The organism is Gillisia lutea, assembly GCF_021568705.1.
Taxonomy (GTDB): domain Bacteria; phylum Bacteroidota; class Bacteroidia; order Flavobacteriales; family Flavobacteriaceae; genus Gillisia; species Gillisia lutea.
The window spans coordinates 413722-432735 of record NZ_JAKGTH010000008.1; the positions used below are offsets into that span (position 1 = coordinate 413722).

Sequence of the window (19014 nt, forward strand, 5' to 3'; positions counted from 1 at the left end):
ACCAACTAAACCTTTAATTAATATTATATAGATATTGGCTTTTTTGGAAACTGATATCTCTTTCTAATAACAATAAAAATGAGCACAGAAACAGAAAACAAAGAATTACTTCGCGGTGGCCAATTTCTAGTAAAAGAAACCAATTGTGAGGATGTTTTTACTCCTGAAGATTTCAATGAGGAGCAAAAGATGATGAAAGATTCGGTAAAGGAGTTTGTAGATCGTGAGATCTGGCCTAATAAGGAAGAGTTTGAAAAAAAGAACTATGCCCTTACCGAAGAAATAATGAACAAAGCTGGAGAACTTGGTTTTCTAGGAGTTGCTGTTCCCGAGGAGTATGACGGGCTTGGAATGGGCTTTGTTTCTACCATGCTTGTATGCGACTATATTTCTGGAGCGACCGGTTCTATAGCCACCGCATTTGGAGCCCATACAGGAATTGGAACCATGCCAATTACCCTTTATGGAACTGAAGAGCAAAAGAAAAAATATGTACCTAAATTAGCTACCGGAGAATGGTTTGGAGCCTATTGCTTAACTGAGCCGGGAGCGGGAAGTGATGCTAATTCTGGAAAAACAAAGGCAGTACTTTCTGAAGACGGTAAGGAGTACCTTATTAGCGGACAAAAGATGTGGATCTCTAATGCGGGTTTTGCAAATCTTTTTATTGTATTCGCAAGAATTGAGGATGATAAGAACATTACAGGTTTTATAGTTGAAAAGGACACTTCTAACGGGATAACGTTTGGAGAAGAAGAGAAAAAATTAGGTATACACGCCTCCTCTACTCGACAAGTGTTTTTCAATGAAACCAAAGTTCCGGCAGAGAATATGTTAGGAGGAAGAGGTGATGGTTTTAAAATTGCCATGAACGCTCTAAACGTTGGTAGAATTAAATTAGCTGCCGCCTGTCTTGATGCACAACGCCGCGTAACAGACGGATCGGTTAAATATGCTAATGAAAGAATTCAATTTGATACTCCTATTGCGAAATTTGGTGCTATTAAATCGAAGTTGGCTGAAATGGCAACTTCTGCCTATGTTGGTGAATCGGCTTCTTATAGAGCTGCTAAGAACATTGAAGACAGGATCGCTTTGAGAATGAAGGATGGAAATTCTCATCAGGAAGCAGAATTGAAAGGTGTGGAAGAATATGCTATTGAGTGTTCTATCTTGAAAGTAGCATGTTCTGAAGATATTCAAAATTGTAGTGATGAAGGAATCCAGGTTTTTGGTGGAATGGGCTTTTCGGCAGATACACCAATGGAATCGGCTTGGCGTGATGCTCGTATCTCAAGGATCTATGAAGGAACCAACGAGATTAACCGTATGCTTGCAGTGGGAATGTTAGTTAAAAAAGCAATGAAAGGACATGTGGACCTGTTAGGTCCGGCTACTGCTGTTGGAAACGAGTTAACGGGAATTCCATCATTCGATAAACCAGATTATTCTCAATTATTCGCTGAAGAAAAAGAGATTTTAAAAAACCTTAAAAAGGTATTTTTAATGGTGGCTGGAAGTGCAGTTCAAAAATTTGGACCTCAGCTGGAAGAACACCAACAACTGCTATTAGCTTCAGCAGATATCCTTATTGAGATCTATATGGCAGAATCAGCTATTTTGAGAACTGAGAAAAATGCAAAACGTTTTGGGGAGAATAAGCAGACAGAACAAATTGCAATGTCTCAACTGTATCTTTACCATGCTGTAGATATTGTAACTCAAAAGGCCAAAGAAGGGATTGTATCTTTTGCAGAAGGTGATGAGCAAAGAATGATGCTAATGGGCTTAAAACGCTTCACGAAGTATCAAAATCAACCGAACGTAGTGGCATTAAGAAATACTATTGCTGATAAGCTTACTACCGAAAACAAGTATTGTTTCTAGATTATTGTAAATATTGTAAAAAGGTCACTTGGAAAAGTGGCCTTTTTTATTTCCTTTAATCGATGAAATATGCATTAAAAAGACTCAAAAGATAACATTTTGTTAAACTATGTTAATAAAGTTTATATATTAGGCAAACTAAACCTATAAAAACTTACTAAATGAAAAAACTAATTTTGGGAATGGCTGCCTTAGCCCTATTGTTTACATCCTGTGAAGAAGAACAACCTTCCAATTTATCCGAACAAGCTCAGGAAAAGGTAGATATGAGCGATTTTTATGTATACACCGATGCCAGCCTTGAAACCAACAAAGCCCCCAATTCAAAGGAATGCTATTCCATGAAAAATCTTAACCGCTTATTAAATCAAGACGAAAAGCTCTATCAAAAAATGTATGATATCGAGCATAAAACTCGTTCTATATTAGCCAAATCTTCCGGAAATGGAAAAGGAAAGCCCGGATCAGGTGGCGGTGGTACTACTCCACCAGCCGATAATCTTGGGGTAATTACAATTCCAGTTGTAGTAACTGTAGTATACAGTAATTCTCAGGAAAATATTTCAGATGCTCAAATTAATTCGCAAATTTCAATATTAAACAGTGATTTTAGGGCTACTAATAGCGATAAAAATAGTGTTCCGTCAGAATTCGCTTCATTAGTAGCAGATTCTGAAGTTCAATTTACTCTTTCTCAAGTTCGCCGTTACAGTAACTCAAAATCTTCTTGGGGAACGAATGATGAGGTAAAACTTGTTTACCCTCCAGTTACCCCAGCAAATACTTTAAACATCTGGGTATGTAATATTGGAGGTGGAATTTTAGGATACGCTCAGTTTCCTGGAGGTCCAGCATCTACTGATGGTGTAGTAATTGGGCCTCAATATTTTGGAAATACCGGTTATGTTGCTGCACCTTTTGACAAAGGTAGAACAGCTACACATGAAGTTGGACATTACTTGAATTTACGTCATATCTGGGGAGATGGAAGATGTAACCAAGATGATTTCGTTGCCGATACGCCTTCTTCTGACGCTCCAAATTATGGATGCCCTTCTTATCCAACTGCTAATTGTCGATCAAACGATATGACAATGAATTACATGGATTACACGAATGATGAATGTATGTACATGTTCTCTGAAGGTCAAAAATCTAGACTTAGAACTGTTTTTGCCAGCGGTGGGCCAAGAGCTGCAATGGCAAACTAAACAGTTTTTATAAAATTTATATTAAAAGCCACCCAACTAAGGGTGGCTTTTAATTTCTCTCCTTTCCGAAAAGCAGATAGGTTAAAATAATTTTAATGTTTATAGCTACCCGTAAATTAATGGTATCTTTTTAAAAATGTAAAATTTGATATGTCCTTATGCTTTCAACCAATTCTAATTTCTTGACATACCTTATTACAGGTGTTATACTATTGATATCTAGTTTTTATCTCAGCTTTTTCATTCTCAAAAAGATTGGAAAGGATCCTAAGAACATTCTCCCCTTAAATTTCGCTAACCGAATAAAGGTTCCATTAATTATCTTTTTGGCTTCTCTCCTAGCTCAAATTGCGGTTATCAGTAATATTTTCCGATTTGAATACACCTCTATTCTAGTTGGTCATATTAGTATATTAGGAATTATTCTAAGTGTTACATGGATACTTATTATTGTTTTAAAGGTATTTAAAAACAGAATGCTTTCCCGATATGATGTTACATCAGAAAACAATCTGAAAGCCAGAAAAGTCTACACACAATTCATGATTCTTGAAAACATCATCATATTTATAATCATTATACTATCTATTGGAATTGCACTTATGAGTTTCGACAACATACGTTCTATAGGTATAAGTGTACTGACTTCAGCTGGGATAGCCGGACTTATTTTAGGATTTTCAGCCCAAAAAGCCATAGGTACGCTACTGGCTGGAATTCAAATTGCCATTACCCAACCTATTAGATTGGATGATGTTGTAATAGTTGAAAAAGAATGGGGATGGATCGAGGAGATCACCCTTACATATGTGGTAGTTAGAATTTGGGATAAACGCCGTATGGTCCTTCCTACTACTTATTTTATTGAAAAACCCTTTGAGAACTGGACCAGAAATTCATCAGATATTTTGGGAACCGTTTTCATTTACACAGATTATGATATCCCCTTTGGAAAGTTAAGAGAAGAACTTACCCGTTTACTGGAAAGTTCTCCTCTATGGGATAAAAAAGTGAATGTATTACAAGTTACCAATGCCACTGAAAAATCTGTAGAATTACGGGCACTCATGAGTGCAAAAGATTCGCCAACCGCATGGGATTTAAGAGTCTATGTTAGAGAGCATCTTCTTATTTACATCAAGGAAAATTTCCCAGATAGTTTACCTAAATCCCGCTTAGTATTAGACACCAAAGAAGGTTAGAACGCTACAGCAGCGCTTTCCTGCGGTAACACTCCTTTACTGAAATTGGTTGCAGTTTCAATTAAGGCTAAATGTGAATATGCCTGTGGGAAATTTCCTAATAATCGCTTCGTCTCAAAATCGATATCCTCACTGAATAATCCTAAGTGATTGCTATAGGATAATAGCTTATCGAAAAGTTCTTTTGCCTTTTGTGTTTCTCCTATTTTATATAAACTATCTATAAACCAGAAAGTACAAATGGTAAAAGATGAAGTAGGCTCACCAAAGTCATCTTTATTCTTATATCTATACATTAAACCATCTCGAGAAAGCTCCCTTTCTGTTGCCTTAACAGTACTTATAAACCTAGGATCTGAAGCTTCAATAAACCCATAATTCTCCATTAAAAGTGTGGAAGCATCTAAGTCTTTAGATCCGTAAGATTGCGTATATGCCTGCACCTCTTCATTCCATCCATTCTTGTAGATATCATCATATATTTCAGCTCTTAAAGAAATCCACTTTGTATCATTTATCCCCTTTCTAAGAATCTCTCCTATTTTAACTGCTCTATCTACTGCCACCCAACATAGCAACTTGGAAAACACAAAATGCCTATCTTCTGTCCGCAGTTCCCATATCCCCTTATCAGGTTCCTGCCAATGTTCCTCTACTATATTTACAATACCTCTCACCACTGTCCATAACTCCTCACTGTTTTCCAGATTAGTATCAAACTGAACAAATTGCTGATAGATAACTTCCATCAATATTCCATAGATATCGTTCTGTTTCTGTATATAGGCAGCGTTCCCGGTACGTACAGGCTTGGAGCCTTCGTAGCCATCTAAATGGTCTAATATATGTTCGGTTAGATTCTTCTCTCCATTAATACCATACATAATCTGGATCTTTTCATCCTTATGAGGTATTAAGTTAATAATAAACTGTAAGAAATCTTTAGCCGATTTAGCATGTCCTAACCCGGCCATTACTTTAATTACCATAGAGGCATCTCGTATCCAGCAAAATCTGTAATCCCAATTTCGCTCTTCTCCAATAGTTTCAGGAAGCGATGTGGTAGCTGCTGCAAGTACAGCACCAGATTTTTTAAAGGTAAGAGCTTTAAGCACTAAAGCGCTTCTTAATATTTCTTCGTTATAGTGTTTATATTTCGTGGTATGCTCGCTCCAGTTCATCCAATAAGTCTTGGTGCGCTGGTATTTAAGATACGTTCTATCTAACGATTGTTCGATCAATTTTTCGTGATATCCCATTAAAAAGTACGCATTCCCGGTTAGCTCGATCTCTTTTTGTTCTAAAATAGCATCAAGATCGAAACTTGAATATAGGAAAAGAGAATCATATTTTCCTTCAGTAGTATAGCTCTTTATATAATTCCCTTTATTTTCATTGTAAGTCTTCTCCCTGGCAAAATCCAATTTAGGATTATACAAGGTTTTAAATGAAGGTTTTCCTTTTAATAATCGGATAAATCGAATAACATCAGGCGCCGCATAATATGATCTATCGTCACGTTGATACCGAGGCATAAAATCTATTAGCTGAAAAGCATCGGATCCATTATCGAAAATGGTACTTAATATGTTGGTTCCCCAGAGATATTCCTGAGTTATTTTATAATCTTCTGTAACTTTTAATTCAAAGCTTCCGCCTTTTTTTTCATCTAATAATTTAGCAAAAACCGCTGCCGAGTCAAAATTTGGTAAACAACACCATTCCAATGAACCTGTTTTTGAAACCAGTGCAGCACTCTTACAATTTCCTATTATTCCGTAGTCTAAATTCTTCATATAATCATAAAATTCTTTAAAAATGATGGTGGAACGAATGTATTTTCGGAAATTTAGTAAAAAACCAAAACCTTACCACAGCATTCACATTATATTATGAGTAAAACAATCATTATTTCCAATAGATTACCCTTACAAATTTCATTAAATCACGGGAAATTAGATGTCACCCCTAGTGTTGGAGGTCTGGCCACCGGATTAAAATCGTTCCACAGAGACGGAGATAGTATCTGGATAGGATGGAGCGGTTTAACCACAGAAGAAATCCCCGCTAATCTTATAGATGAAGTCTCTCAAAAAGCCAAAGAGCAGGCATGTATAGCGGTAAATTTCACCGAAAAGGAAATGGAAGGCTTCTATTATGGATTCAGCAATAGAAGTATCTGGCCTCTTTTTCATTATTTCATGGAATTTACCGAATGGGAAACATGGCACTGGGAAACCTATAAAAGCGTAAATCAAAAATATGCCGATGCCATTTTAGAACATTATAAAGAAGGAGATAAAATCTGGGTACATGATTATCAACTTCTCCTAGTGCCTAATATGGTTAGGGAACAACGTCCTAATGCTATTATTGGTTTCTTCAATCATATCCCATTTCCCTCTTATGAGGTATTTAGAACCATGCCATGGAGAGAAGAAATTCTGAATGGTTTACTGGGTGCCGATCTTATTGGTTTTCATACTTACGACTATGAACGTCATTTCTTAAGTTCTGTAAGCCGCATCTTAAGGCATCAGGTTAATTTCAATGAAGTGAGCCTTCCAGACAGAATGGTAAAAGTAGATTCCTTTCCTATGGGAATAGACTATAACAAATTTGAGCAGGCAGCCCTAAATCATTTCGAAAACACGTTGGAAAGTCAATCAGATTTGCAACAAAGGTTAGATCATCACAGAAAAGGAGCACCGGGAGCTAAGTTGATTCTCAGTATAGACAGGTTAGATTACACAAAGGGAATTGCTCATAGAATAAGAGCCTTTGAGTATTTCCTGGAAAAATACCCTCAGTATATAGAAAAGATACGTCTGGTAATGCTTGCGGTGCCATCCCGATCGGAAGTGCCCCAATATCAGTTACTGAAAAAAGAGATAGATGCGTTAGTAGGTAGAATAAATGGAAAATTTGCTACGGTAAGCTGGACCCCTATCTGGTATTTTTATAGATCTATGCCATTTACCAACTTAATCGACCTTTATGCATCATGCGACATCGCTCTGTTAACCCCAATAAGGGATGGAATGAACTTGGTGGCTAAAGAATATATTGCTAGCAGAAAAGATCAAACAGGAGTGCTTATTTTAAGTGAAATGACCGGTGCAGCCCAGGAAATGAATGAAGCTATACTTATTAACCCTAATAACTTCGAACAAATCGCGGATGCTATTAACCAGGCAATCGAGATGCCTGTAGAAGAACAGATTAGCAGAAACAAACTCCTTCAGAAACGATTAAAACGTTACGATGTAGAGAAATGGGCTAACGACTTTATGAAATCATTGAGCAAAACCCAGGAAAATAGGCAAAGTAATAAAGCTACTCATATCTCTGAAGATATTAAAGAAAAAATACTCTCTGACTTTAAGAACTCTAAAAACAGAGTATTGTTTCTAGATTACGATGGCACATTGGTAGATTTTGTAGATAAACCCGAAAATGCAAAACCCGATGAAGAACTTACCTTACTAATTACTGAACTTGCAGCTATGGAAAATATTACGGTAGTTCTTATTAGCGGAAGGGATAAAGAAACTTTGGGAACCTGGTGGAAAGAAGTTGATGTAGAATTAATTGCAGAACATGGAGTTTGGGCATTAAAATCTAATAAGGAGTGGAGACTTAATGAAAATGTAAGGAACGATTGGATGGAATCTATACGTCCGGTTATTGAAGCTTTTGTAGACAGAACTCCAGGAAGTTTCATAGAAGAGAAAAACTATTCCCTTGCATGGCATTACAGAAAAGCAGATCCCGATCTTGGAGAAAAACGGGCTAATGAACTTTCTACCGTATTAAAAGATCTTATTTCTAATCATGGCTTAAGCGTTTTAGATGGAAATAAAGTTCTGGAAATTAAAAGTAGTGGAGTGAATAAAGGAAAGGCCGCTACGAAATTTCTTTTAAGAAAGGAAACAGATTTTATATTCGCTATTGGAGATGATTGGACTGATGAATATTTATTTAAAGAGTTGCCTGATAAAGCTGTAACGGTAAAAGTAGGTTTAAAGAATACCAGCGCCAATTATTATGTAAATAACACCAAAAAAGTAAGAGATTTATTAAGGGGGTTTTTACAAGTTTAATAATGTGATATGGAGACTTAAATTGATTTTTTACAAGTGTTAAATTTCTTAGCAATTCTTATAAAATTTTATACCAAGCTTAACTAGAATTATATATCTAAACCACTTATTAAAAGTACATTTACAATAGAATATTTGTAAAACCAATAAATAAAAACATAATTATGAAAGTAGGAAAATTGTTAGTAGGTTTAGTATCAGGAGCAGCAGCAGGAGCAGCGTTAGGGATATTATTTGCCCCTAAAAAGGGAAAAGATACCAGAAAACAAATCACCGATACCAGTGAAGACTACATACAAGGCGCTAAAGGAAAATTCAATGAATTTGCCGATAATTTAAGTCATAAAGTAGAGGCTGTAAAAGCTAAAACAAAAGCGAATTTATCTAAGTCTACATCAGAGCAAAAGGTAAATGAAGCGAAAGCTGCAATACACGAAATGAAAGCCAGTTAAACTGGTTATTAGAGTTCAAAAACCCCGATGTACATCGGGGTTTTTTTATGCCTTAAAATCAAAAATGCTAATTTTGGGAACCGCCAAACTTTCTGTACTTTAGAATGCTTTAAAAAAGAAATATATGAAATTACACTTTCTCTCCTCAGGAGTACTATTTAGCATCCTATCATTTACCTCCATCTCTTCTGCAACCGCCCAGCAAAGCGATTCGAGAATCTACGACATTATAGACAACGTCTCTTCTGAAAGAATTGAAGCAGATATCCGAAAATTAGCAGGTTTTGGAACCAGGAACACTTTTAGTGATACTATATCCAATACGCGTGGTATTGGAGCAGCGAGAAGATGGATAAAATCTGAATTTGACAAAATATCTTCAAACTGCTCAAATTGCTTGGAGGTATTTTACCAAAAGGATTTTGTAACACCTAAAGATGGGGAGCGAATCCCTAAGGAAGCCTGGATTGTAAATGTTGTTGCAATTCAAAAAGGAACAAAATATCCCAATCGATATATAATAATGAGTGGTGATATAGATTCTCGAAACTCTGATGGAAGTGATTTTACGAACGATGCTCCAGGTGCAAATGATAATGCAAGTGGAATGGCCGGTTCCATTGAAGCGGCTAGGGTGCTTTCTAAATATAAATTTGAAAACAGTATTATCTATGTGGGGCTTAGCGGAGAAGAGCAAGGCCTGTTTGGAGGAAAGGGAGTTGCACAATATGCTAAAAACAAGAATTGGGAAATTATTGGAGTGTTAAACAATGATATGATAGGGAATATCGAGGGAGTAGATGGTGTGATAGACAACAGAAGTTTCAGGATTTTTTCTGAACCAGTTCCTCCCACCGAAACCGAAAGAGAACGTAATATGCGTCGTTATTACGGAGGGGAAGTAGACGGAATTTCTAGGCAACTGGCTAGATATATTTACAAGACCACTAAAGCATATATGCCAGAAATGAACCCTATGATGATCTACAGATTAGACCGGTTTGGAAGAGGGGGGCATCACCGCTCATTCAATGATCTGGGCTATGCCGGGGTACGTATCATGGAGGCCCATGAAAATTACAATCGTCAGCACCAGAATATTCGCATAGAAAATGGGATAAAATACGGAGACGTTATCGAAGGTGTTAATTTTGATTATGCTGCCAAACTTACCAGCGTAAACGCTATTAATTTAGCAAGTTTGGCCTGGGCACCACCTGCTCCCAACAATGTAGAGATTGGCGGTATCGTGGAAGCATCAACCAAATTAAGATGGGAAAAAGTTGAAGGAGATGTTGCAGGATATAAGATATATTGGAGGGATACAACTAATCCACACTGGCAATACTCGAGGTTTGTGGGAGATGTAGACCAGTTCACGTTAAATGGAATTGTAATAGACAATTTCTTCTTTGGAATTGCCACCGTCGGAAAGAACGGGCACGAAAGTCCTGTGGTTTTTCCTTCGGGAACTTTTAGATAGAAATTATACTTTCAGATAAAAAAGCCTGAGATAAATTCTCAGGCTTTTTTATTAATCTATCAAAGATAACTGTATCCTTCTTCTTTCCACATTAACATCAACAACACTAACTTCCAGTACTTGTCCTAATTTAACCACCGAATTTACATCGCTAATAAATTCATTCGCTAATTTTGAAATATGAATTAACCCACTTTCTTTAATTCCTATATCTACAAAGCATCCAAAATTGGTAATATTATTGACTATTCCAGGTAACTTCATACCAATTTTAATATCCTCAATAGTTTTCACAGTAGGATCGAACTGAAAATTACTTATTGCTTTTCGAGGGTCTACTCCCGGCTTTTCCAATTCTTTTACAATATCTTTTAAAGTGTGTAATCCCAAATCATCAGTGATATAAATTGATAGATCAATTTTCTCAAGCACTTCTTTATTCCCTATGAGCTCTTTTAATTTCACTTTTTTATCCTTTGCGATCTTTTCTACCACCTGGTAGCTCTCCGGGTGAACGGCAGAATCATCTAAAGGGTTTTTAGCATTTTTAATTCTTAGAAATCCAGCAGCTTGTTCGTAAGCTTTCTCTCCTAGACGAGGAACTTTTAATAACTGCTTTCTACTAACAATATTTCCTTCCTCGTTTCTGTAAGTGATAATATTATCGGCTATTGAAGGTCCAATCCCGGAAACATAAGCTAGTAACTCCTTACTAGCCGTATTAACATTGACACCTATTCTGTTAACACAACTCATGACTACAGTATCCAGTTTTTCCTTTAGTGCTGATTGTTCTACTTCATGCTGGTACTGCCCTACCCCAATAGATTTCGGATCTATTTTCACCAATTCTGCTAACGGATCACTCAATCTTCTTCCTATTGAGACTGCCCCCCTAACGGTAATATCATAATTGGGAAATTCGTCGCGAGCAATCTTCGATGCTGAATACACAGAAGCTCCGGCCTCATTTACTATATAAACTGATATATCTCTGTCAAATGACACTTTCTTTATAAAAAATTCTGTCTCCCTAGATGCTGTTCCATTTCCAATAGAAATGGCTTCAATATTATAAGCATTTACTAATGATTTAATTTTTTTGAGCGCCATGTTCATCTCCTTTTGCGGAGGATGCGGAAAAATAGTTTCATTATGCAACAGCATTCCCCGTTCATCCAAGCATACCACCTTACATCCTGAACGAAATCCGGGGTCTATAGCTAAAATTCGCTTTCCTCCTAATGGCGAGGCCATTAATAGTTGTTCCAAATTTGAAGCGAACACCCTAATTGCATCTGCATCGGCTTTCTTTTTAGCTTCAGTAATCATTTCATTCGTAAAAGAAGGTTTTAACAAACGTTTATAAGCATCTTCAATGGCCTCCACTATATACCGAGATGGGGAATTACCTGCCCTGCAAATAATATGCTCTATTTGTTGATGAGCCGTAGTTGTTTCTACTTCTATTTTAAGCTTTACAAAACCTTCACTTTCTGCTCTGTGTAAGGCGAGAAATCGATGAGAGGGCATTTTGTAAAGTGTCTCCTCCAGATCGAAATACTGTTTATATTTTTGAGCGTTTTCATTCTCTCTTTCCTTTTTAACAAGCTTAGATACGATTTTGGCCTGCCTTTGAAATAATTTTCTAAGCTTATCCCTAACTAATTTATGTTCATTGATCCACTCTGCAATTATATATTTAGCACCCTCTATAGCTTCATTTATATTTTTTATATCTCCTTTGACAAATCTTTCAGCAGATCTTTTTATATCTGATTGATTTTGCGCCATGATGATCTTGGCCAAAGGTTCCAATCCATTCTCTCTTGCCGCATCAGCTTTGGTTTTTCTTTTCTTTTTGTAAGGCAAATAATAATCCTCTAGCTCTATCAGGCTCACCGATTTCCCGATTTTTAATTTTAATTCATCAGATAAAGCATTTTGCTGTTCAATACTCTTCAGAATTGCTTTTTTTCGCTTTTCAAGATCTTGAAATAATTTGATCTGATTGGCAATGCTTTCAATTTGCACTTCATCTAAATTGCCCGTATGCTCTTTTCTATACCGGGCAATAAATGGAATTGTAGCATCTTGGGATAGAAGTTCTATAGTGTTTGTTACAGATCTTACAGGCAGTTTAACCTGTAGAAGTATAAAATCTAATAATTTCAAAAGTGAGGATTTTTAGCGGTTTAGCATTGGCGCAAATATACGCCTTAGCTTATAGTTTTGTTTTTAGAAATGGTATTGAAAACTTGAAAAGTTTACTATCTAAATGAGGCCTATTTCTTTGGAATGCTGAATGGCTTTTTCGCTGTGTTCAAAATAACATATCTTAACCCCCATATCTTCTAGGTTCTTTAATATTTCCTGTGTTGCTTTCTTGGGAGCGTCGGAAGTTTGCCTAATATAAACAGCCTGAATATTTAATGGGTAGATCTTACAAATACGCTCATAGATATTTGGGTCTTTTTGAGAATCATCTCCCAACAGCACATAAGGCAACTTAGGATAAAAGGAAATTATATCTTTAATTTTCTCAAATTTATGATCGTGGCTGCCTCTTCCTGTAAACAGAAAATCTGCAACACCGGTTTTGATCTTTTTTAATTTAATAACCGCTTTTGGTAATTCATGAATTTGAGCAACCTTCATTATAAAATCGTATAAATTCCATTCACTACTGGATACATAGAAAAAAGAATTAAAGGCTGTATCTTTTTCCTGGCCATAAGAACTTAAAGCGCGATAATGCATAACCACATCTGCAAAAACTTTACGCTTATTGATATTTTTAAGCAACATTACATATAATTTCCTAAGTACATTGTCGCTGTGGGAAATTAAAAAGGTGTCATCGATATCTGAGATAATCCCATATTTACTCTCAAACGGCTTAAGAACTTCTCCCACTTCTACAACCCCAATATTATTAAACTCGCATTTCACCTTATACTCATGCCAACCGCTTTCCAGTTCTTCTTCAAAAGGAATACTAAATCTAAAATAACCATCGGCTAAGGTTTTTGTTGTTACGGTTGAGTTTTTGAATTGCAATTCAACTTTTATATTGGAGATAGGACTAATATTGAACATCTGAATAACAGAAACCGCATGCTTTATTCCGCGTTGATCGGTTCTATACTTATCTGGTGCCCACGATTTAAAAACATGTCCAAAAACAACTAAGTTCTTGTCGTTGAGATATCCGCGATATAGCTTTAAATCAAATTTTATCAATTGAGGTTTTGTTAACGATACTTCTGTTCCAAATTACTTAATTTTAAATACAATCTACAATCAATGAAAATAAAAAATAAGATTTTACTTGTAGTAAATCCCATTTCCGGAGGCCTTAATAAGCGTACTATGCTGGTTACGGTTAAAGCTGAAATTAAAAAAAGGGGTTTACAGCTAGAGTTATATGAAACTACCGGAAAAAAGGATAAGAAGAAAATCAAAAGAATGATTGAAGATTTTCAACCCGACCATATCCTGGTGGTTGGTGGCGATGGTACCATTCAATTGGTTGCCGAGGTATTGGATGGCCACAAAATAAGCGTAGGAATACTTCCCGCCGGTTCCGCAAATGGCCTAGCTGTTAATTTAAAATTACCTCCTAAATTACAAGACCAGTTAAAAATTGCCTTAGGTGATAATATTTTGGAAATGGATGTCCTCAAAATTAACGGAAGAACCTGTTTGCATATTGCCGACCTGGGAATTAATGCTGAACTCATTAAAAATTATGAACATGCCAGCATTCGTGGGAAATTAGGTTATTTCCTAAAATCGATACCTACGCTCTTTCACTCCAACTTTCCATTTAATTTCGAAATTGAAATAGACCACATGACGGTTTATAAAAAAGGTATTCTTTTAGCTATAGCTAATGCCAATAAATTCGGAACCGGGGCCAATGTTAATCCTACCGGTAAAATGAATGACGGTAAATTTGAAATTTTGGTGTTTAAAAAACTGAATTTCATTAAGATCTTCAAAACCTTAAGTGAGAATGCAAAATTAGGATCCGATTTTGTAGAGATTATCTCGACAACTCAGGCTAAGATAAGATGTACAACTCCTGTGGCCTTCCAAATTGACGGTGAATATGTAGGGGAAGTGTGTGAAGTTGAAGCTCAAATCTCCCCTAATAAATTGCTAATTGCAGTTCCTTCACCTATCGAATAGCTCTTAAAACTATTATTTCCGCAAACTGAATATACTCCTTAACAAATTTAAAAATGAGTTCAACTAAAGTAACATTTACTAATAAAGACAGCCACAGTTTACATGGAAAACTAGAATTACCCATAGATCAGGAACCGCATAACTTTGTGATATTTGCACATTGCTTTACCTGCAACAAAAATTATTTCGCTGTTAAAAATATTAGCGAAGCACTTACTTCTAAGGGATTTGGTGTGCTAAGATTTGACTTTACAGGTTTGGGCGAAAGCGATGGGGAGTTTGAGGATTCCAATTTCTCGGGCAATGTAGAAGATCTATTATCGGCTGCTGATTTTTTAGAAAGGGAATATAAAGCTCCAACTATGTTGGTGGGACATTCTCTTGGCGGGGCTGCCGTTCTATTTGCTGCCAAAAAAATAAAATCGGTTAAAGCCGTTGCAACTATTGGCGCTCCAGCCTCAGTTACCCATGTACAAAATTTAATTGAAAAGCATATAGAGGAGATTCAATCCCAGGGAAGAGCTTCTGTAAATATCGGGGGACGATCATTTTATATTCAGAAACAGTTTTTAGACGATCTGGAGAGCAAACAACTTTTAGATATTTTGCCAAATACTGAAGTTGCTTTGCTGTTACTACATAGCCCACAAGATACAATAGTTGGAATTAGAAATGCAGAAGAACTATATCTTGCTGCCCGACATCCAAAAAGTTTTATATCTCTAGATAGGGCCGACCATTTATTACAACAAACCGAAGATTCACAATACACTGGAGAACTAATTGGTTCTTGGGCTATGAGATATATTGATAAGCCTAAAACCGTATCCCTTCAATCTAAACACGATGTAGCGGCTTATTTAGGTGAATCTGGCTTTACTACACACATACAATCAGGAGAACACAGGCTCATTGCTGATGAACCAATAAGTGTGGGAGGAAATAATTTTGGTCCTAATCCATATGAATATGTGTCGGCTGGATTAGCGGCCTGTACTTCCATGACCATTCAAATGTATGCACGAAGAAAAGGATGGAAAATCCACTCGGTAGAAACACATATAGACTATAGCAAGGATTACGCCTCAGACTGTGATCATTGTGATGACACCACTGCTAAAATAGATACTTTTAAAAGGAAATTAGTGATCATGGGCGATCTTGATGAAAAACAATATACCCGATTGTTAGAAATAGCAGACAAATGTCCTGTTCATAAAACATTACATAGCCCTACTCAAATCATTACCACATTGCTTAAAAAATGATACACTGTAAGGCTTCCTCTTTTTAAAACACCAATGCTGCCATGTGTTAAGCAATCCTTAAATCTTTGGTGTTTCATGCTATTCAAATTACTTTAGAGGTACTAATGTAATTAACCAATAATTCAAATTATGAAACGTATAAGTTTAACATTATTATTTTGCGCATCCCTTGCTATTATAGGATGTAAAAACGAAAAAAAGGAAAAAGAAGCTGATAAAACTTCTGACACTGAGGTGACTCAGGAAACTAAGAAAGAAGAAGTAAAAAAGATAAAGGTTACTCTAGATCCTAAAAGCGATAGTAAGCTCTCAGGAAATGTAGTTTTCAAACAAGAAAATGGAGAAGTGACCATGACAGCTATAATTGATGGACTTGCAGAAGGTATGCACGCTATTCACATTCATGAAAGTGCTGATTGTTCTGCGAAAGATGGTTCTTCTGCTGGCGGACACTGGAATCCAACTTTTGAAAAGCACGGAAAATGGGGCGATCCTGATGGGTACCACAGAGGCGATATTGGTAACTTTAAAGTAGATGCCAATGGTAATGGTACCATTACTATGACTACCGACCAATGGTGTATTGATTGTGATGATGAAACAAAAAACATTGTAGGGAAGGCAATTATAGTACATGATGGAGTAGATGATTTTACATCTCAACCATCTGGGGCTGCCGGAACAAGAGTTGGATGCGGAGTTATTAAACTTTAAGCATTTATTACATATTATATAAACAAAAGCAGCCTTTGGGTTGCTTTTGTTTATTACAGTATTATTTTCATATTTTTAAGTCCAATTATATTATATGCAACAAGACCAATTAATTGCTGAACTTCAACAGAAAAACGAAAGAGCTTTTGAGAGAATTTATCAACTCTATTCTGTAAGCACATATGGGATAATATTCAGTATTACGAAAGATGAAAAAGTATCAGAAGAAATACTTCAGGATGTTTTCATGAAGATATGGAACAATGCTTCATCATATAACCCCGAAAAGGGACGTTTTTTCACTTGGGTGTTAAACATTGCTAGAAATGCTTCCATAGATAAGATTCGATCTAAAGATTTTAAGAACAAGCGCTTAAACCTTAAGAGTGATAATTTCGTAGATATATTAGAATCTAAGTCCAATACTTCCGGTAAGCTGGATGCTATAGGACTACAGAAATATTTAGACATACTGGAACCAACTTGTAAAAAGCTAATAGACTTGCTCTTTTTTAAAGGGTTCACTCAAAAAGAAACTGCAGAAGAACTAGCTATGCCATTAGGAACGGTTAAAACTCGTAACAGGGTTTGTATCGATAAATTGAGATCAACAGTAATATAATATGAACAACATACACGAATATATATCTTCAGGAATCTTAGAGCTCTATGTTTATGGAGCACTTAGTGCTGCTGAAAGCGCAGAAGTAAGCAAAGTCTTAAAAAAATATCCTGAAGTACGGCAGGAGGTAGAAGAGATCGAAAATTCACTTTTAAAACTTTCCTCTTCGGTAGCTCCATATAACCCTGAGCATGTTTTAGAAAAACTGAAATTAAAACTTTCTTCAGGTAATCCCAAAGTTATTCCCATTGAGAAACCAAGTACAAATTGGGCAGCCTACTTAGGTTGGGCAGCATCGCTTCTGTTTTTGGTCGGATTGTTTGCGCTCTTCAACAAAAATAATGATTTAAGAGCCAATTTACAGGCCTTGCAGGCGGAGAAAGCTCAAATGGAATCACAAATTGCCAGTTCAAGGGATAATGCAGAGAAAACTACAAAATTACTTAATGTTCTACGCGACAAGAACATCATTAGAATACCATTAGCGGGACAGGCTGTAGCTCCAGATGCTTATGCCACTGCGTACTGGGATAAGAACACCAATACTACTTATATTGATGCACAGGATCTTCCAACTCCACCCCGGGGAATGGTCTATCAGGTATGGTCTTTAAAAATGACTCCTCTTACCCCAACCAGTATCGGGTTACTAGATAAATTTGAGGATGATGCTAATAAAATATTTGAATTAGATAATGCTAATTTGTCGGAAGGATTTGGTATAACGCTAGAACCTGAAGGCGGAAGCGAAACACCTACCTTAGAACGTTTATACACATTGGGAACAATATCCTCATAAACACTTACTATTTCTACCAACAAAAAAAGAGGCTGTTATATACAGCCTCTTTTTTTGTGTATTCCTTCTAAAAATGAAAGGTTTGTCCAGAATGAACAAACCTTTCACTAACCAACCAAAAAATCATGCAGAAGATATTTTAGAAAGCGCTGTTCAAAATTCCAAACCAAGAAATAATAACAGTAATAGAAATTTTCATTTTAAGATATCTTCCTAAAAACCTTCTTATAACATACTTACGAAGATATTGCCAGGTTGGTTTTATTTATTGCATTTTTATTGAAAATAGTATTAGCCCAGCCATTGCTTAAACGATTTCACCCGTTCTCGCGCTACAATAATTTCAAAATCTTTAAAACTATTAGGTACAATTTTTAACCTTGAATTACTGTAAGCTATAATATCTTTTATTGCAGCCAATTGTATAAACACCTTTCTACTTACTCTAAAAAAATCGTCTGGGGGCAATTCATCTTCTAGTCCCTCTAAAGTTGTTTCCAGCAAATAATTTCTTCCTTCCGAAGTATGAACATAAGTTCCTTTATTTTCGCTATAAATACATTCTACCTCTTCCAGGGGAATCATTTTTAAATGTTGTCCAACCTTAACAGTAAATCTTTTCTTATACTCACGCTCAACAGGGTTGACAAGCAATTTCTTGATATCTTCAAAATTTAGTTGTAAGCTGGTATTTGACTCATTAGGAGTCAGGTTCGTGAATAACTCCTTATATTTATCTACCGCTACTTGTAGCTCCTCATCATCTATAGGTTTCAGAAGATAATCTATACTATTCAATTTAAAGGCCTGCAGCGCATACTCATCATAAGCCGTTGTAAATATCACAGCACTTTTAATTTTCACTTTATCAAAGATTTCAAAAGACAAGCCATCACTAAGTTGAATATCTAAGAAAATAATATCAGGATGTTCATTCTCTATGAACCAGTTAACAGCATCTTCTACCGAATGAAGTACAGCAATTATTGGCACCTCCAGTTTGTCTAACATTCTATTTAAACGTCTGGCGGCAGGTTTTTCATCTTCAATAATAATGGCATTCATAATGTTGTACTCTT

At 36.1% G+C, this 19014-nt stretch carries 15 protein-coding genes; 11 read left to right on the forward strand and 4 right to left on the reverse strand.

The window, feature by feature from the left end; all coding sequences use genetic code 11:
- Positions 1–78: 78 nt before the first annotated feature.
- The 3 genes from L1I30_RS09045 to L1I30_RS09055 all read left to right on the forward strand — a co-directional run bounded on the left by L1I30_RS09045 (position 79) and on the right by L1I30_RS09055 (position 4300).
- Positions 79–1887, forward strand: coding sequence for an acyl-CoA dehydrogenase FadE (locus tag L1I30_RS09045; RefSeq protein ID WP_236133955.1), 1809 nt, complete (start codon positions 79–81; stop codon positions 1885–1887).
- Between the two features lie 161 nt (positions 1888–2048).
- The gene (locus tag L1I30_RS09050; RefSeq protein ID WP_236133956.1) at positions 2049–3098 is read left to right on the forward strand and encodes a zinc metalloprotease; all 1050 of its coding nucleotides are present in this window, start codon (positions 2049–2051) and stop codon (positions 3096–3098) included.
- A gap of 158 nt (positions 3099–3256) precedes the next feature.
- Entirely contained in the window at positions 3257–4300 is a 1044-nt protein-coding gene (locus L1I30_RS09055) for a mechanosensitive ion channel family protein (protein WP_236133957.1), read from the forward strand.
- Here L1I30_RS09055 and L1I30_RS09060 read toward each other — a convergent pair.
- Positions 4297–6096, reverse strand: a complete 1800-nt coding sequence (locus L1I30_RS09060) for a glycoside hydrolase family 15 protein (protein ID WP_236133958.1) — start codon at positions 6094–6096, stop codon at positions 4297–4299. The genes L1I30_RS09055 and L1I30_RS09060 overlap by 4 nt on opposite strands.
- Before the next feature lie 96 nt (positions 6097–6192).
- On the opposite strand from L1I30_RS09060, the gene L1I30_RS09065 reads away from it, so the two are divergent.
- The 3 genes from L1I30_RS09065 (at position 6193) to L1I30_RS09075 (ending at position 10338) form a co-directional block, all read left to right on the forward strand.
- Positions 6193–8403 (forward strand): bifunctional alpha,alpha-trehalose-phosphate synthase (UDP-forming)/trehalose-phosphatase, encoded by a 2211-nt coding sequence (locus L1I30_RS09065; protein ID WP_236133959.1) that lies wholly within the window; start codon positions 6193–6195, stop codon positions 8401–8403.
- Between the two features lie 164 nt (positions 8404–8567).
- A complete protein-coding gene (locus L1I30_RS09070; protein ID WP_236133960.1) occupies positions 8568–8855 on the forward strand; it encodes a YtxH domain-containing protein in 288 nt (95 codons plus the stop codon).
- A gap of 124 nt (positions 8856–8979) precedes the next feature.
- Positions 8980–10338 (forward strand): M28 family metallopeptidase, encoded by a 1359-nt coding sequence (locus L1I30_RS09075; protein ID WP_236133961.1) that lies wholly within the window; start codon positions 8980–8982, stop codon positions 10336–10338.
- Positions 10339–10389: 51 nt separating this feature from the next.
- Here L1I30_RS09075 and L1I30_RS09080 read toward each other — a convergent pair whose 3' ends face one another.
- Complete coding sequence (locus L1I30_RS09080; RefSeq protein WP_236133962.1) at positions 10390–12513, reverse strand: Tex family protein; 2124 nt, start codon at positions 12511–12513, stop codon at positions 10390–10392.
- A 99-nt stretch (positions 12514–12612) separates the two neighbouring features.
- Complete coding sequence (locus L1I30_RS09085) at positions 12613–13578, reverse strand: App1 family protein phosphatidate phosphatase (RefSeq protein WP_236134033.1); 966 nt, start codon at positions 13576–13578, stop codon at positions 12613–12615.
- A gap of 66 nt (positions 13579–13644) precedes the next feature.
- On the opposite strand from L1I30_RS09085, the gene L1I30_RS09090 reads away from it, so the two are divergent.
- From L1I30_RS09090 to L1I30_RS09110, 5 genes are all read left to right on the forward strand, one after another.
- Positions 13645–14532, forward strand: coding sequence for a diacylglycerol/lipid kinase family protein (locus tag L1I30_RS09090; RefSeq protein ID WP_236133963.1), 888 nt, complete (start codon positions 13645–13647; stop codon positions 14530–14532).
- A 53-nt stretch (positions 14533–14585) separates the two neighbouring features.
- Positions 14586–15800, forward strand: coding sequence for a bifunctional alpha/beta hydrolase/OsmC family protein (locus tag L1I30_RS09095; protein ID WP_236133964.1), 1215 nt, complete (start codon positions 14586–14588; stop codon positions 15798–15800).
- A gap of 129 nt (positions 15801–15929) precedes the next feature.
- Complete coding sequence (locus L1I30_RS09100) at positions 15930–16514, forward strand: superoxide dismutase family protein (RefSeq protein ID WP_236133965.1); 585 nt, start codon at positions 15930–15932, stop codon at positions 16512–16514.
- A gap of 94 nt (positions 16515–16608) precedes the next feature.
- Complete coding sequence (locus tag L1I30_RS09105) at positions 16609–17136, forward strand: RNA polymerase sigma factor (protein WP_236133966.1); 528 nt, start codon at positions 16609–16611, stop codon at positions 17134–17136.
- Position 17137: 1 nt separating this feature from the next.
- Positions 17138–17935 (forward strand): anti-sigma factor, encoded by a 798-nt coding sequence (locus tag L1I30_RS09110; RefSeq protein WP_236133967.1) that lies wholly within the window; start codon positions 17138–17140, stop codon positions 17933–17935.
- A 291-nt stretch (positions 17936–18226) separates the two neighbouring features.
- Here L1I30_RS09110 and L1I30_RS09115 read toward each other — a convergent pair whose 3' ends face one another.
- Positions 18227–19000 carry a LytR/AlgR family response regulator transcription factor gene (locus L1I30_RS09115; RefSeq protein ID WP_236133968.1) on the reverse strand — a complete coding sequence of 258 codons (774 nt, stop codon included), beginning with the start codon at positions 18998–19000 and terminating at the stop codon, positions 18227–18229.
- Between the last annotated feature and the right edge of the window lie 14 nt (positions 19001–19014).

Bases quoted from the DNA above. Each gene is read 5' to 3' on its own strand.
- L1I30_RS09045 (WP_236133955.1), top strand. From the start codon at position 79: ATGAGCACAGAAACAGAAAACAAAGAATTACTTCGCGGTGGCCAATTT.
- L1I30_RS09050 (WP_236133956.1), top strand. From the start codon at position 2,049: ATGAAAAAACTAATTTTGGGAATGGCTGCCTTAGCCCTATTGTTTACA.
- L1I30_RS09055 (WP_236133957.1), top strand. From the start codon at position 3,257: ATGCTTTCAACCAATTCTAATTTCTTGACATACCTTATTACAGGTGTT.
- L1I30_RS09060 (WP_236133958.1), bottom strand. From the start codon at position 6,096: ATGAAGAATTTAGACTACGGAATAATAGGAAATTGTAAGAGTGCTGCA.
- L1I30_RS09065 (WP_236133959.1), top strand. From the start codon at position 6,193: ATGAGTAAAACAATCATTATTTCCAATAGATTACCCTTACAAATTTCA.
- L1I30_RS09070 (WP_236133960.1), top strand. From the start codon at position 8,568: ATGAAAGTAGGAAAATTGTTAGTAGGTTTAGTATCAGGAGCAGCAGCA.
- L1I30_RS09075 (WP_236133961.1), top strand. From the start codon at position 8,980: ATGAAATTACACTTTCTCTCCTCAGGAGTACTATTTAGCATCCTATCA.
- L1I30_RS09090 (WP_236133963.1), top strand. From the start codon at position 13,645: ATGAAAATAAAAAATAAGATTTTACTTGTAGTAAATCCCATTTCCGGA.
- L1I30_RS09095 (WP_236133964.1), top strand. From the start codon at position 14,586: ATGAGTTCAACTAAAGTAACATTTACTAATAAAGACAGCCACAGTTTA.
- L1I30_RS09100 (WP_236133965.1), top strand. From the start codon at position 15,930: ATGAAACGTATAAGTTTAACATTATTATTTTGCGCATCCCTTGCTATT.
- L1I30_RS09105 (WP_236133966.1), top strand. From the start codon at position 16,609: ATGCAACAAGACCAATTAATTGCTGAACTTCAACAGAAAAACGAAAGA.
- L1I30_RS09110 (WP_236133967.1), top strand. From the start codon at position 17,138: ATGAACAACATACACGAATATATATCTTCAGGAATCTTAGAGCTCTAT.
- L1I30_RS09115 (WP_236133968.1), bottom strand. From the start codon at position 19,000: ATGAATGCCATTATTATTGAAGATGAAAAACCTGCCGCCAGACGTTTA.